Source organism: Inquilinus sp. (assembly GCF_057815775.1).
The window spans coordinates 1-14,219 of record NZ_JBYRFX010000030.1 but is presented as its reverse complement, the minus strand read 5'-3'; the positions used below and the strand labels follow the sequence as shown (position 1 = coordinate 14,219).

15 protein-coding genes are annotated in these 14,219 nt (G+C 68.5%); 12 read left to right on the top strand and 3 right to left on the bottom strand.

The genetic code is table 11. The features are described 5' to 3' along the window. On the top strand, window positions 1-1,014 hold a 1,014-nt coding region (locus AC3XYG_RS01185; RefSeq protein WP_489137982.1), incomplete at its 5' end, for a winged helix DNA-binding domain-containing protein. Here AC3XYG_RS01185 and AC3XYG_RS01180 read toward each other — a convergent pair. Then, window positions 1,011-1,961: an alpha/beta hydrolase gene (locus AC3XYG_RS01180; RefSeq protein WP_489137981.1), complete on the bottom strand. Its 951-nt coding sequence runs from the start codon at window positions 1,959-1,961 to the stop codon at window positions 1,011-1,013. The genes AC3XYG_RS01185 and AC3XYG_RS01180 overlap by 4 nt on opposite strands. A 217-nt stretch (window positions 1,962-2,178) precedes the next feature. Between AC3XYG_RS01180 and AC3XYG_RS01175 the strand changes: the two genes are divergently transcribed. The 5 genes from AC3XYG_RS01175 (at window position 2,179) to AC3XYG_RS01155 (ending at window position 6,173) form a co-directional block, all read left to right on the top strand. Continuing rightward, window positions 2,179-3,042: a helix-turn-helix domain-containing protein gene (locus AC3XYG_RS01175; RefSeq protein ID WP_489137980.1), complete on the top strand. Its 864-nt coding sequence runs from the start codon at window positions 2,179-2,181 to the stop codon at window positions 3,040-3,042. 98 nt (window positions 3,043-3,140) lie between these two features. Further along, window positions 3,141-3,581: a VOC family protein gene (locus tag AC3XYG_RS01170; protein WP_489137979.1), complete on the top strand. Its 441-nt coding sequence runs from the start codon at window positions 3,141-3,143 to the stop codon at window positions 3,579-3,581. 11 nt (window positions 3,582-3,592) lie between these two features. Continuing rightward, window positions 3,593-4,624 carry an ABC transporter substrate-binding protein gene (locus AC3XYG_RS01165; protein WP_489137978.1) on the top strand — a complete coding sequence of 344 codons (1,032 nt, stop codon included), beginning with the start codon at window positions 3,593-3,595 and terminating at the stop codon, window positions 4,622-4,624. Between the two features lie 8 nt (window positions 4,625-4,632). Then, window positions 4,633-5,427 (top strand): ABC transporter ATP-binding protein, encoded by a 795-nt coding sequence (locus tag AC3XYG_RS01160; RefSeq protein ID WP_489137977.1) that lies wholly within the window; start codon window positions 4,633-4,635, stop codon window positions 5,425-5,427. Continuing rightward, window positions 5,424-6,173, top strand: a complete 750-nt coding sequence (locus tag AC3XYG_RS01155) for an ABC transporter permease (RefSeq protein WP_489137976.1) — start codon at window positions 5,424-5,426, stop codon at window positions 6,171-6,173. The genes AC3XYG_RS01160 and AC3XYG_RS01155 overlap by 4 nt, the downstream gene beginning before the upstream one ends. 42 nt (window positions 6,174-6,215) lie before the next feature. Here the strand turns inward: AC3XYG_RS01155 and AC3XYG_RS01150 are convergent, their stop codons facing one another. After that, window positions 6,216-6,470, bottom strand: a complete 255-nt coding sequence (locus AC3XYG_RS01150; RefSeq protein WP_489137975.1) for a hypothetical protein — start codon at window positions 6,468-6,470, stop codon at window positions 6,216-6,218. A 407-nt stretch (window positions 6,471-6,877) separates the two neighbouring features. Between AC3XYG_RS01150 and AC3XYG_RS01145 the strand changes: the two genes are divergently transcribed. From AC3XYG_RS01145 to AC3XYG_RS01120, 6 genes are all read left to right on the top strand, one after another. Further along, window positions 6,878-8,200, top strand: coding sequence for an ABC transporter substrate-binding protein (locus tag AC3XYG_RS01145; RefSeq protein WP_489137974.1), 1,323 nt, complete (start codon window positions 6,878-6,880; stop codon window positions 8,198-8,200). Window positions 8,201-8,407: 207 nt separating this feature from the next. Beyond that, window positions 8,408-9,289, top strand: a complete 882-nt coding sequence (locus AC3XYG_RS01140) for a carbohydrate ABC transporter permease (RefSeq protein WP_489137973.1) — start codon at window positions 8,408-8,410, stop codon at window positions 9,287-9,289. 3 nt (window positions 9,290-9,292) lie between these two features. Continuing rightward, window positions 9,293-10,120, top strand: coding sequence for a carbohydrate ABC transporter permease (locus AC3XYG_RS01135; RefSeq protein WP_489137972.1), 828 nt, complete (start codon window positions 9,293-9,295; stop codon window positions 10,118-10,120). A gap of 19 nt (window positions 10,121-10,139) precedes the next feature. Next, window positions 10,140-11,750, top strand: a complete 1,611-nt coding sequence (locus tag AC3XYG_RS01130) for a GMC family oxidoreductase (protein WP_489137971.1) — start codon at window positions 10,140-10,142, stop codon at window positions 11,748-11,750. Between the two features lie 24 nt (window positions 11,751-11,774). Beyond that, window positions 11,775-12,530, top strand: a complete 756-nt coding sequence (locus AC3XYG_RS01125) for an SDR family NAD(P)-dependent oxidoreductase (RefSeq protein ID WP_489137970.1) — start codon at window positions 11,775-11,777, stop codon at window positions 12,528-12,530. 82 nt (window positions 12,531-12,612) lie between these two features. Continuing rightward, the gene (locus AC3XYG_RS01120; protein ID WP_489137969.1) at window positions 12,613-13,506 is read left to right on the top strand and encodes an endonuclease III domain-containing protein; all 894 of its coding nucleotides are present in this window, start codon (window positions 12,613-12,615) and stop codon (window positions 13,504-13,506) included. 37 nt (window positions 13,507-13,543) lie between these two features. Here AC3XYG_RS01120 and AC3XYG_RS01115 read toward each other — a convergent pair. Further along, on the bottom strand, window positions 13,544-14,219 hold a 676-nt coding region (locus tag AC3XYG_RS01115), incomplete at its 5' end, for a calcium-binding protein (protein ID WP_489137968.1).

Here is a 14,219-nt window from a genome sequence, read left to right as displayed (position 1 = left end):
GAGGTGATCGAGCGGCTGGTCGGCCTGCAGTCGCAATCCCCGACCGCCGGCTATGTCGGGCTGTGGACGCGGCTGGAGCGGTTCGAGCTGGAGGATCTCGCGATCCTGATCCGCGACCGGAAGGCGGTGCGCATCGCCCTGATGCGATCGACCATCCACCTGGTCGCCGCCCGCGACTGCCAGGCGCTGTACCCGGTGCTGCAATCGGTGCAGGAGCGGGCGCTGATGACCGGCTCGCCCTATGGCAAACAACTGGCGGGAGTCGACCTGGAGGCACTGGTCGCAGCCGGTCGCCGGCTGCTGTTCCTGCAGCCGCGTACCTTGGACGAGCTCGGCAAACTGCTGCAGGCGCAAGGGCCCGACCGCGACGCCAAGTCCCTGTCCTCGGCCATCCGCAACCTGGTGCCGCTGGTCCAGCTGCCGCCGCGCGGGCTGTGGGGCATCGGCGGCCTGCCGGTCTGCACCCCGGCGGATCTATGGCTGCGCGGGGCGTTCGGCACCGACACCGCGCCGGATGCGATGCTGCTGCGCTATCTCGCGGCATTCGGCCCGGCCAGCGTCCAGGACATGCAGCACTGGTCGGGCCTGACCCGGCTGCAACCCGTGGTGGAGCGGCTGCGGCCCCGGCTGTTGAGCCTGCGCGATGAACGGGGCCGCGAGCTGTTCGACCTGCCCGATGCGCCGCGGCCCGCCGCCGACAGTCCGGCGCCGCCGCGCTTCCTGCCGGAATACGACAATCTGCTGCTGTCGCATGTCGATCGCGACCACGTCATCGCCGACCACCACCGCCCGCGGGTCTATGGCAACAGCATGCCGCCGGTGCTGCTGGTGGACGGTATGGTCCGCGGCAGCTGGAAGGTAACGCAGGCTCGCGGCGGCGCCGTGCTGCGCATCGACCCATTCGAGCCGCTGTCCCAGGCCGACAGCGCCGCCGTTTCCCAGGAGGGCGAGCGGCTGCTGGATCTGGTGGCCGAGGGTGCGACCAGCCGCGAGATTCGGATCGCCGGGATCTAAGCTCCCGTCACTGCCAGGAAGCGATCGATGCGGTCCCGGGCGGCATCGGCCAGCGCGCCGGGGAAGGCGGTGAAGCCATGCACGCCGCCGGGATGGACCGCGAGGTCCGCTCGGTTGCCGGCCGCGACCCAGCGGCCATGCATGAACAGTGTGTCGTCCAGCAGCAGGTCGAGTGTGCCAACTGTGAACAGGGCCGGCGGCAGGCCGCGCAGATCGGCATAGAGCGGCGACACATCGGGGTCGCGGCGGTCGATGCCCGGCGGCACGAAGGCGGCGATCACCGATTCCACCCGGGCGCGGGTGGTGACCAGCGCCGCAGCGCCGTGGCGCACGCTTGGCGTCATCGTCAGGTCATAGGCGCCGAACATCAGCGCGGCGCCGCAGAAAGCCCCGCCATGGCCGGCATCGCGCAGCCGCAACAGGGTGACAGCAGAGAGATGGGCGCCGGCGGATTCGCCGCCGATCAGCAGGCGGCGGGTGCCGAAGCGCGGCCCGGCGCTCTCGATCAGCCACAGCGCCGCCGCCTCGCAATCATCCGGCGCGGCGGGATACGGGTGCTCCGGCGCCAGCCGGTATTCGACACTGACCACGGCCAGGCCGGTACGGTCGGCGATGCGCTCATGGTCGCCGTCGCGCATGTCAGTGGTGCCGATGGTCCAGCCGCCGCCATGGATGTGCAGCAAGACGCCGCGCGGCTGCGCCGGCGCGATCACGCGCAGGACGATGTCGTGGCCGCCCTTGCCGCGGATCGAAAGGGTCTCGGCCCGCGGCGACCGTGGCGTGGCCGGGATGGTGCCGTCGCCGCGAGCGAACACCGCGCGGGCCGTCGCCATGTCGGGGGGCGGCACGGCTGCCGCCATCTTGCGGGCCACCTCGGTCTTGATCGCCCAAGTCTCGTCGGAGATCGCGGCCGGCGCGAACAGCGACGGGTCTGGAAACTCTGCCACGATGTCATCCTCCTGTCGGCCGGCGGCGGCGCAGGATAGACGCGACCCCGATGCAAAGGCGAGCCGCCGATACCACCCGGGGCTGCCTTCTGGCATGCTGCTTGCGTCATTCCGGGGCAGGAACGGCATCGGGAACCATGGCCAGGCGAGCCGCGGACCGCTCCCGACCCGCCACCGCAGCCGCGGTGCCGGGCGGGATGACCAGGGAGAGCATGAAATGGACGGTCTGGATTCCTCGGTCTTCGCCATCAGCCGCCCGGCGCTGCACGATTATGCGGCAGTGGCGCGGCCGGATGTCATGGTCGAGTGCTATCGCAGCGACGCCGGGCAGATGGACTCCTGCGGCACGCTGCATCGCCTGTCGCTGAACTGTACCGGCCACGGCCGCTACGCCTTCCGCATCGGCGACGGGCCGACCCAGCGGGTGGCCCGGCCGCGCTACACCCTGGGCGTCCAGCCGGCGGGGCTGCCGCTGTTCGTCGATGGCGACGGCGCCGACTACATCTCGATCTTCCAGCACCCCGACACCTACCGCCAGGTCGGCCAAGAGATCGGGACGGCAAATTTCGAGGCGGCCGAGATGCTGGTTGCGGCTGATCCGGTGACCGTCCATGTCGCCCTGGCCCTGGCCGAGCTGGCCCGCCACCCCGAGGCCACCGATCCGCTGCTGGCGGAACAGCTAGGCATCGCCTTTGCCGCCTGCACGCTGCGCCTGCTGTCGCACCGCCCGGCGCCGCAGGCGGCCCGCCCCGACGCCCTGGCGCCCGACCGGCTGCGCCGGGTGCTGGACCATATCGAGGCGGCGCTGGAGGATGGCGATCTGAGCCTGGCCGACCTTGCCGCCATCGCCCATCTCAGCCCATTCCATTTCAGCCGGGCCTTCAAGGCGGCGACCGGCAACGCGCCGCACCAGTTCGTGCTGGCGCGGCGGGTGGAGCGCGCCAAGGCGATGCTGGCGCGGCGCGACCTGCCGCTGGCCGAGATCGCCTACCGTGCCGGCTTCGCCAGCCAGGCCCATTTCTCCACCGCCTTCCGCCGTGCCACCGGCACCACCCCGGCGCGCTACCGCGCCGACGCCTGACCGCGGCCGCAAGTTCCGGCAACGGAAGCGCAGGATTGTGAAAGAGCGCCGGCGGCGGGCCGCGCCATGATCGGGCGAGATCAGCCGGAGACCCGCCGATGCCCTTCGCCCAGGCCCACCCGATCACCGACATCTGCTTCCTGGTCGAGGATGTGGAGCGCGCGGTCGCCTTCTATGTCGACAAGCTGGGCTTCAAGCTGCGGCGCCGGGCGCCGGGCTTCGCCGATTTCAAGGGTGCCGGTCTGACCCTGGCGCTGTGGGAGATCGGCCATATCGCCGAGCACACCGGGGTGTCGGACCGCCGTGCCCCGCCCCTGGTGCACAAGGCCTGCGCCGCAGCCGAGCTACCATCGCCCGAGACGGTCGATGCCGTCTATCTCGAGCTGAGCACGCTGGGGGTGCCGTTCCAGCGTCCGCCCGAGGATTATGCCTGGAACGCGCGCTGCGCCTATTTCACCGACCCGGACGACAATCTGTGGGAACTCTATGCCTGGCTCGACGGCGGCCCGGTGGGCGACGTCGACGGCCCGGCCGCGTGACGGAGGACAGCATGAGCAGATCCGTGTTCGACCGCCGCACCGTGCTGAAGGGCGCCGCCTGGTCGGCCGCCGCCTTCGGCGCCGGCATCACGCTGAAGATCCCGGAGGGCCGGGCCGAAGACGCCAGCGTGGTGATCAAATCCGACTGGCTGATCAGCACCGGCCAGATCGGCGACGTCGTGGCGCTGAAGCGCGGCCTGTTCGAGGCCGAGGGGCTGGCGGTCGAGTTCTCGCCCGGCGGCCCGAACTCCGCCACCGTGCCGCCGGTGGTCACCGGCCAGGCGGCGCTGGGCCAGTTCTCCGATTCGGCGCAGCTGCTGCTGGCCCGCGCCTCCGGCGTGCCGGTCAAGATCATCGCCTGCGGCTACCAGTCGGGGCCTTTCGCCTTCTACTCCCTGCCGAAGGCGCCGATCCGCAGCGTCCATGACATGATCGGCAAGCGCATCGGCATCCAGCCGAACGCGCGCTTTGTGCTGGACGCCATCCTGGCGCAGAACAAGATCGACCCGTCGCAGCTGGACATCACCAATATCGGCTTCGACATGACGCCGCTGCTGACCGGCCAGGTCGACGCCGTGACCGGCTGGGTCACCAACACCAAGGCGCTGTCGGTGATCGGGCCGGACCGGATCGACCTTATGATGAAGGACACCGGCCTGCCCTCCTACTCCAACGTCTATTTCGCCACCGACGCCGCCCTGGCCGACCATGCCGATGTGCTAGCAAAGTTCCTGCGCGCCGTGGCCAGGGGCTGGGCCTGGACCCATGAGCACCCGAAGGAAGCGGTGGACCTGACCGTCGACGCCTACCCGCAGCTGGACCGGGAGACCGAGCAGGCCACGATCGGGCTGGTGCTGTCGCTCAGCTTCAACGCCGACACCAAGGCCAAGGGTTGGGGCGTGTTCGACCCCGCCGGCATCGCCGAGCAGGTGCGGATCTACGATTCGATCGGCCAGTTCCAGGGCAACACGCCGAAGCCCGAGGATTGCTGGTCGACCGCGATCCTGGACCTGACCGCCGCCGACCGGCCGAAGCTGGGGTGAGCCTGGGGATGGAAAGCGGGCCCGCGATCGCCTGCCGGAGCCTGGCCATCGGCTATCCCGCTGTCGGCCACGGCGCCGGTGCGGTGCCGGTGCTGGACGGCGTCGACCTCGATGTGCCGCTGGGCGGCTTCCTGACCATCCTCGGCCCGTCCGGCTGCGGCAAGTCCACCCTGCTGCGGGTGGTGGCGGATCTGCTGGCGCCGATCGGCGGCGACATCGCCGTGCTGGGCGGCCCACCCGCGCAGGCCCGGGCGCGGCGCGAGATCGGCTTCGTGTTCCAGGACCCGACCCTGCTGCCCTGGCGCAATGTGCGCGCCAATATCGAGCTGCCGCTGCAGGTCGGTGGCGGCCGTGCCGCCCGGGCTCAAGGTGTGGCGACGGAGGAGCTGCTGGCGCTGCTCGGCCTCGACGGGCTGGCCGGGCGGATGCCGGACCAGCTGTCCGGCGGTCAACGCCAGCGCGTGGCGATCGCCCGTGCCCTGCTGTCCCGGCCGCGCATCCTGCTGATGGACGAACCGTTCGGCGCGCTGGACGAGATCACCCGCGACCGGCTGAACGACGAGATGCTGGCGCTGTGGCGCCGCACCGGCACCACCATCCTGTTCGTGACCCACAGCATCGCAGAGGCCGCCTATCTCGGCCAGCAGGTGCTGGTGCTGGCCGCCCATCCCGGCCGGGTGCAGGAGATCGTCGATCTGCGGCCGCTGAAGGATGCCGACGGTCGCTGCGACCGCGACGCGCCCGACATCGTGGCCGTAACCGCGCATCTGCGGCGCCTGCTGGCCGCGGGGAGCCGGGCATGACCCGCCCCTCCGACATCCTGTGGCCGGCGCTGGGCGTGGTCTCGATCCTGATGCTGTGGCAGTTCGGGCTGCCGACGCTGGGCGTGCCCGCCTATATCGTGCCGACCCCCGCCGCCGTGTTCGGCAAGCTGTGGACCGACCGGCAGCTGCTGCTGGCCAATGCCGGGCCGACGGCGCTGGAGGCGGTGCTGGGGTTCCTGCTGGGCAATATGGCGGCGATGCTGCTGGCGATCCTGTTCACCTATTCCCGGCCGGTCCGGTCAGCCTATTTCCCGATCGTGCTGTTCCTGAACACCATCCCGGTGCTGGCGCTGGCGCCGATCTTCATCCTGGTGTTTGGGCTGGGCCTGCTGCCGAAGATCGTGATCGCAGCGGTGATCTGCTTTTTCCCAACGTTGATCGCGATGGTGCGCGGCCTGACCCTGGCGACGCCGAACGAGCTGGAGCTGATGCGAGTGCTGTCGGCCAGCGGCTGGGAACAGTTCTGGCGCTTGCGGGCGCCACGGTCGCTGCCGATGCTGTTTACCGCCCTGCGCATCGCTGCCACCAGCAGCGTGATCGGGGCCATCGTCGGGGAGTGGATCGGGTCGAATGCCGGGCTGGGGGCCCTGATCATTCAGGCGACCTTCAACTATCAGGCCGATCGCCTCTTCGCTGCGGTCTTCGTCGCGGCGGCATTGGGGTTGCTAGTCTTCGGGCTCGTCGCGCTGGTCGAGCGGATAGGATTTCGGCGCTGGGTGACGTGACCGCGGCAGGCCGCAGTCGTCACCCAGACCGTTTCACGCCGCTCACGGGTGCCGTGAGGCTGCGACCATGGCCGCGCCGAGACCCGCCGCGGCACTGACTGTACTGCCGCTGGCATCGGCGAACAGGGCGTTTCCGCCTGTCAGCATCTGCGCGGGGCCCATCGGCCGAGTCGAAACCGTGGCAGCGTCGGCCACACCAAGAGTGGTCTTCCCGCCATGATGGGCGGCAGACCAGACATTGGGCAAAGCCAGAATGGCGAAGGTCGCACCCAAAGCGACAACTGGTTTCAAGCGCATCACCGTGCTCCATCGAGGCCGAACGACTCTGCGTACGTTGATCCAGAAACGCTGGACCGAGCGCTGGGGTTCCCATCCCTCTTGAAACAATTTGTAACACTTCCCAAGGGTTTCCGCCATGGGTCTGTGATCCCAATCACACCCTGCCTGTGATTGGGATCACACCGAGCCTGTGATCGGGGTCACAACGGCTTTGTGATCCCGATCACAACTCCCTCGTGATCGGGATCACTCCGCTTGACTCTGGCCCGCCCCTGAATGAACATATGTTCATCAGTTGAGCAGAATCACAAACTCAGCCGATCGACCGTCAGGTGCCGCCGCCCAAATCGGTGTTAGGCTTCCCGTCGGTAGAGAGAGACCGCGAAGTGCGGCGTGCCCGAGGAAACAACCCGAGGAGGCTCCTCATGCCCTGGAAGAAGACGTCCAAAATTCTGGCCGGCGCCGGAATGCTGGCGGTGCTGCTGTCGTCGGCGACGTCGTTCGCGGCGGACAAGCTGACCATCGCCACGGTCAACAACGCCGATATGATCATCATGCAGCGCCTCTCGAAGGACTTCGAGAAGCAGAGCGGCATCACCCTCGACTGGGTGGTCCTGGAAGAGAACGTGCTGCGCCAGCGCGTCACCACCGACATCGCCACCAATGGCGGCCAGTTCGACGTGATGACCATCGGCACCTATGAGGCGCCGATCTGGGCCGCGCAGGATTGGCTGCTGCCGATCGACAACCTGCCCGCCGACTACGCCCTCGACGACGTGCTGAAGCCGGTGCGCGACGGGCTTTCGCATGACGGCAAGTTGTATGCCCTGCCGTTCTATGCCGAAAGCTCGATGACCTATTACCGCAAGGATCTGTTCGACAAGGCCGGCCTGAAGATGCCGGACCAGCCGACCTACGACCAGATCAAGGAATTCGCGGCCAAGTTGCACGACCCCTCGCACGACCTCTACGGCATCTGCCTGCGCGGCAAGCCGGGCTGGGGCGAGAACATGGCGTTCTTCGACCCGCTGGTGAACACCTATGGCGGCCGCTGGTTCGACATGGACTGGAAGCCGACCATCGACACGCCGGCCTGGCATGAAGCCCTCACCTACTATGTCGACCTGCTGAAGAACTACGGCCCGCCGGGCGCGCCGTCGAACGGCTACAACGAGAACCGGGCCCTGTTCTCCAGCGGCAAGTGCGCGATCTGGATCGACGCCACCTCCGCCGCCGGCAGCCTGTACGATCCGAAGGATTCGACCGTCGCCGACAAGGTCGCCTTCGCCCAGGCGCCGATCGCCAAGTCGCCGAAGGGCAACCACTGGCTGTGGTCCTGGGCCCTGGCCGTGCCGAAATCGACCAAGTCGCCGGAGGCCGCCAAGAAGTTCATCGCCTGGGCCACGTCCAAGGCCTACATCGAGTCGGTCGGCAAGACCGCTGGCTGGACCCTGCTTCCGCCCGGCACGCGCAGCTCGACCTATGCCAATCCTGAGTACCAGAAGGCGGCGCCGTTCGCGGCCTTCGTGCTGAAGGCGATCCAAACGGCCGATCCGACCGACTCGACCGTGGACAAGGTGCCCTACACTGGGGTGCAGTTCGTCGGCATTCCGGAGTTCCAGGCCATCGGCACCGAGGTCGGGCAGCAGATCGCCGCCGCCCTCGCCGGCTCGACCAGCATCGACCAGGCGCTGAAGGCGTCGCAGGACGCCGCGGACCGCGCCATCACCCAGGGCGGTTACAAGTAAGTCCTGGTATCGCCGCACCCCGGAGGTCCCAAGGGATCTCCGGGTCCTCGGGACTCTAGGTCCCCTCCCGTCCGTCCCGCGAAAGCGGGCTCTCCTCCCGGCAGATCCGTGGCGAGATCCCCGCTTTTGCGGGGATGGCGGGAGGGTGCACCCTGAAAGGCCCCAAGCCCCGCGCCTGTCGCGCACAGTCAGGAAAGGACGAACGCCATGCCCGCCATAGCCTCAACCCGGCGCAAGGCGATGTTCCTCCTCGCCCCCTCGGTCACGGTCCTCATGCTCTGGACCTTCGTGCCGCTGGCGGCGACGCTGTATTTCTCGACCCTGCGCTGGAATCTGATGAATCCGGCGCGGCGCGGCTTCGCAGGGCTGAGCAATTACACCTATCTGCTGACCGACCCAGCGTTCTGGGATTCGATCCAGAACACGCTGATCTTGGTCGGCTCGGTGCTGGCCATCACCGTCGTGCTGGGCACGCTGATCGCGATTCTGCTGGACCAGCCCTTCCCCGGCCGCGGCGTCGTCCGCGTCCTGATCATTGCGCCGTTCTTCGTGATGCCGACGGTCAGCGCGCTGATCTGGAAGAACATGATGCTGCACCCGGTCTCCGGCGTGCTGACCTGGGTCGCGCGCGCCGTGGGGCTGGAGCCGATCGACTGGCTGAGTCAGGCGCCGCTGGCCACCATCGTCATCATCGTCGCCTGGCAGTGGCTGCCCTTCGCCGTGCTGATCCTGCTGACCGCCCTGCAGTCGCTCGACCATGAGCAGCGCGAGGCGGCGCGAATCGACGGGGCCGGGCCGATCGCGATGTTCTTCTACATCGTGCTGCCGCACATGCTGCACGCCATCGGCGTCGTCATCATGGTGCAGACCATCTTCCTGCTGTCGATCTTCGCCGAGATCCTGGTCACCACCAATGGCGGCCCGGGCAACGCCAGCACCAACCTGACCTACCTCGTCTACCGGAACGGCCTGCAGCAGTTCAACGTCGGCAATGCGTCGGCCGGCGGCGTGGTCGCCGTGGTCCTGGCCAACATCGTCGCCTTCTTCCTGGTGCGCGCCCTGTCCCGCACCCTGCGCAAGGGAGCCTGAGCCATGCAGGTCAAACGCAGCCGGCAACAGGCGATCAGTGTCACCATCCTGGGCTGGGCCGTCGGCTTGGTCATGTTCTTCCCGATCGCCTGGATGGTGCTGACCAGCTTCAAGACCGAAGTCGAGGCCTTCGCCACCCCGCCGTCGATCTTCTTCACCCCGACGCTGGAAAACTACGCGGCCGTCGAATCCCGGATCGACTATTTCAAGTTCGCGCTCAACTCGGTCTACATCTCCTTCGGGTCGACCTTCCTGTGCCTGATCATCGGCGGCATGGCGGCCTATTCCATGGCCTTCTTCCCGACCAAAAGGACGGAAGGCACCTTGTTGTGGATGTTGTCGACGAAGATGATGCCCGCGGTCGGCGTGCTGGTGCCGATGTATCTCGGCTTCCGCGACCTCGGCCTGCTCGACACCGTCACCGGCATGATCCTGCTGATGACCCTGGTCAACCTGCCGATCGTGGTCTGGATGCTGTACACCTACTTCCGTGACTACCCGCGCGAGATCCTGGAAGCGGCGCGGGTCGACGGCGCCGGGTCGTGGCAGGAGATGCTGTACATCCTGCTGCCGACCACCCTGCCCGGCATCGTCTCGACCTCGCTCCTGACCATCATCCTGGCCTGGAACGAGGCGTTCTGGAGCATCAACCTGACCACGGCGAATGCCGGGCCGCTGACCGCCTTCATCGCCTCCTTCTCCAGCCCCGAAGGTCTGTTCTGGGCCAAGCTCTCCGCTGCCTCGACCCTCGCCATCGCGCCGATCCTGGTGCTGGGCTGGATCTCGCAGCGGCAGCTGGTGCGCGGCCTGACCTTCGGCGCGGTGAAGTGACGTCTGGCGGGGCGATGACGTGAATCCAGGCTACGACTACATCGTCATCGGCGGCGGCAGCGCCGGTTGCGTCGTCGCCAGCCGCCTGGTGGCGGAGCGCGACGCACGGGTGCTGCTGCTGGAGGCCGGGCGGCGGCGCGGCAGCCGCCTGCTGAACATGCCGGCCGGGTACATGAAGTTCCTGGGCCAGGAGACCTACCTGACCCTGAACGAGACGGTGCCCCAGCCGCAGCTGGGCGGCCGCGCGCCGATCATCCCGACCGGCAAGCTGCTGGGCGGCGGCAGCGCGGTCAACGCCATGGTCTACATGCGCGGCCGGCCGGCCGATTACGACAGCTGGGATGCGGAACTGGGCGGCGGGTCCGGCTGGGGCTGGGCCGACCTGCTGCCCTCCTTCGTCAAGCAGGAGGGCAACGACCATCTCGGCGCCCCGGCGCATGGCTCGGACGGGCCGCTGAAGGTCTCGCATCTCGGCCAGCATTGCGAGATGAGCCGTGCTTTCGTCCAGGCACTGCAGGCGATGGGCGTGCCCTACCGGCCGGATTTCAACGGCGGCGTCCAGGCCGGCGTCGGCTTCATGCAGCACACCATCGACGCCGCGACGCGTAGCCGGTGCAGCGCCGTCGCCGCTTTCCTCGCCCCCGTCCTCGGCAACGCCAGGCTGACGGTCGAGACCGAGGCGGTGGTGACCCGCATCGTCATCGTAGGTGGCCGTGCCACTGGCGTCGACTATCGCAAGGACGGGCAGAACCGCCACGCCGCGGCGGGCGCTGCCGTGATCCTGGCCGCCGGCGCCTATGCCTCGCCCAAGCTGCTGATGCTCAGCGGCGTCGGCCCGGCAGAGGCGCTGGGCCGCCACGGCATCCCGGTCAAATCAGACCTGTCCGGCGTCGGCGCCAATCTGCAGGACCATCACGAGGTCCCCGTCGTCGCGGCCACCAACGGCGCCTATGGCTATTTCGGCCAGGACCGCGGCCTGCCGATGGTCAAGGCCGGGCTGCAATACCTGATGTTCAAGACCGGGCCGGTGACCACGACCGGGGTCGAGGCCTGCGCCTTCATCGACCCCGACAACGAGGACCAGAGCGACCCGAAGCTGCAGCTATACTGCGTGCCGACGGTCTATCTCGACCGCGACGTCACCGGGGTCGCGCCGACCGACGGGGTGACGCTGAACGCCTGCCTGATGCGGCCGAAGGCGCGCGGGTCGGTGACGCTGCGCTCCGCCGACCCGGCCGACGCGCCGCTGATCGACTGCAACTTCTTCGGCGATGAGGAGGATCTGCGCCTGTCGATCGCCGGGCTGCGCTATGCCCGCCGGGTGCTGGCGACCGACCCGGTGCGGCGGATGGTGACCGGCGAGATCTTCCCCGGCGACGCCACCACCGGCGACGATGAGCTGGCGGCGCATTGCCGCCGCACGGTCAAGACCAACTACCACCCCGTCGGCACCTGCCGCATGGGGCCGGACGGCGACCCGATGGCGGTGCTGGATGCCAGCCTGCGCGTGCGCGGGGTCGACGGCCTGCGCGTCATCGACGCCTCGATCATGCCGCGGGTGACCAGCGGCAACACCAACGCCCCGGTGCTGGCGATCGCCGACCGGGCCGTCGACCTGATCCCGACCTGACGGACCAGACCCAAGGAGACGACCATGTATCGCGAGAAATTCGATCTGTCCGGCCGCGTGGCCGTGGTGACCGGCGGCGGCCGCGGCATCGGCCGAGCGACCTGCGAGGCCCTGGCCGAGGCCGGCGCCAAAGTGGTGGTGGCGGAAATCCTGGCCGACAACGGCGCCGATACCGCCAAGGCGGTGGGCGGCGAATTCGTTAAGCTCGACGTCACCGACCCCGACGCGGTGACCAAGGCGGCCGATGACGTCCGGGCCCGGCTGGGCCGGGTCGACATCCTGGTCAACAACGCCGGCATGGCCCGCAACAGCGACGCGCTGGAGACCAGCGACGACGAATGGCGCAAGGTCATGGACCTGAACGTCAACGCGGTGTTCTGGTGCGCCCGCGCCTTCGGCAAGCACATGGTCGCGGCCAAGCGCGGCAGCGTCATCAACATCGGCTCGATGTCCGGCATCATCGTCAACAAGCCGCAGGGCCAGGCGCATTACAACGCCAGCAAGGCCGCGGTGCATCTGCTGACCAAGTCGCTGGCCTGCGAATGGGCGCCGCACGGCGTGCGCGTCAACGCCATCGCCCCCGGCTACATCGCCACCGACATGACCCTGGCCGGCCGCACCAAGACGGATTGGTACAACCAGTGGATCGAGATGACGCCGATGGGGCGTTGCGGCGAGCCGTGGGAGATCGCGGCCACGGCCCTGTTCCTGGCGGCCGATGCCTCCGGCTTTTTCACCGGCGCGATCCTGGGACCGGATGGCGGCTACACCGCCTGGTGATCGTTGACAACTGACTGTTGCGGATCCGATTCGATTCGCGTTTGTTCTTAATTTGTTCTAACGTGCGGGCATGGTCGACGCCATGCCCGCATCTGCTGCCACTACCCTGCTCCGGATCGACGCCCGGCTCAGCGCCGCCTTCGGCCCGCCGCCGCGCTGGTTGTATCCGGACCCGGTCGACATCCTGGTCCTGGCCCTGCTGTCGGCCCGGACGGAGGATGAGATCGCGCTGGCCGCGATCCGCGTGCTGCGCGTCCGCTTTCCACATTGGGAGGCGCTGGTCGACGCCGACCCCGCCATCATCGAACGCCTGATCGGCCGCACCACCTGGCCCGACCGCAAGACACTGTATCTGCAGGAAGCACTGCGGGCCTTGCGCGCCGCCCGCGGGCGGCTCGATCTCGACTTCCTGGCCGACCATCCGGTGGCCGAGGCCAGCGCCTGGCTGCAGAAATTGCCCGGTGTCGGCCCGAAGACGGCGGCGTCGGTGCTGTTGTTCAGCCGCCTGCGCATGCGGGTGCTGCCGGTCTGCACCGGCCATCACCGCGTGGCGAAGCGGCTGGGGCTGATCTCGCGCCGGGCGAGCGCCGAGGCGGCGCATGGCCCGCTGCTCGCCATCCTTCCCGAGGGTTGGGATGTCGGGCGGATCGAACGGCATCACTGGATGATCAAGCGGCTGGGCAAGGACATCTGTGTCAAGCGGCGCCCGCTGTGCTGGCGCTGCCCGGTCCGGGATATGTGCCCGACTTATGGTCGGATCCGCACCGTCCCGGCCCAGCCTGCCTGGCAGCTGGAATTGCCGCTGCACCCGGCGGCGCGGCGGCCGGCCGCGGTGCCTGGACCCCAGTCACCCCGGGCGCCGGTCCGGTTGCCGGGCCCATCAGGACGGATGGGTCCGGGGTTCGCCTTGGCAGCCGGCACGACACAGGGCGACCGTCCTGCGACGGCCGCCCTGCGGGGTGATGCGGCAACCTGACGGCTACAGCTCGAAATCGCTGGCCGTCAGGGCGTGGTCAGAGCAGGAAGTCACCGGCCACCAGGCCGGTGGCGGAATGGACGGTGATGGCGAAATCGGCCGTGCCGTCGCCATTGACGTCACCCAGGACGGTGTAGACGCCCTCGCCGGCCACCTGGACGATCACCTCATGCCCAATATTGGTGAAGACACCGCCGTCGGTGAAGGTGAAGGCCGTATCGCCGTTGCCGGCATTGCCGTCGGCATCGATCGGCCGCAGGTCGATCTTGTCGCCCTGCCCGTGCGAGAAGTCGGTGATCGTGTCCGGCGCCGCCACCGTGCTATCGCTGACCGACTGATAGACGAAGAAGTCGTTGCCGGCACCGCCGGTCAGCGTGTCCTGGCCGCTGTTGCCGACCAGGACGTTGGAGCCGGCATCGCCGGTCAGCGTGTCGGCGAAGGCCGAGCCGTAGATGTTTTCGATGCTGACATAGGTATCGCCCTCGGCGTCGCCGCCGGTGCCGATGCCCGTGGCCAGGTTGACGGTCACGCCGGCAGAGCTGGTGTGGTAATAGGCCCAGTCCGATCCGGCGCCGCCGTTCAGCACATCGGCCCCAGCGCCGCCGACCAGCCGGTCGTCGCCGTCGCTGCCGTTCAGCGTGTCCGTACCGTCATTGCCATAGAGGCTGTCGGACCCGACATCGCCGTTGAGGGTGTCGGAGCCATTGCCACCC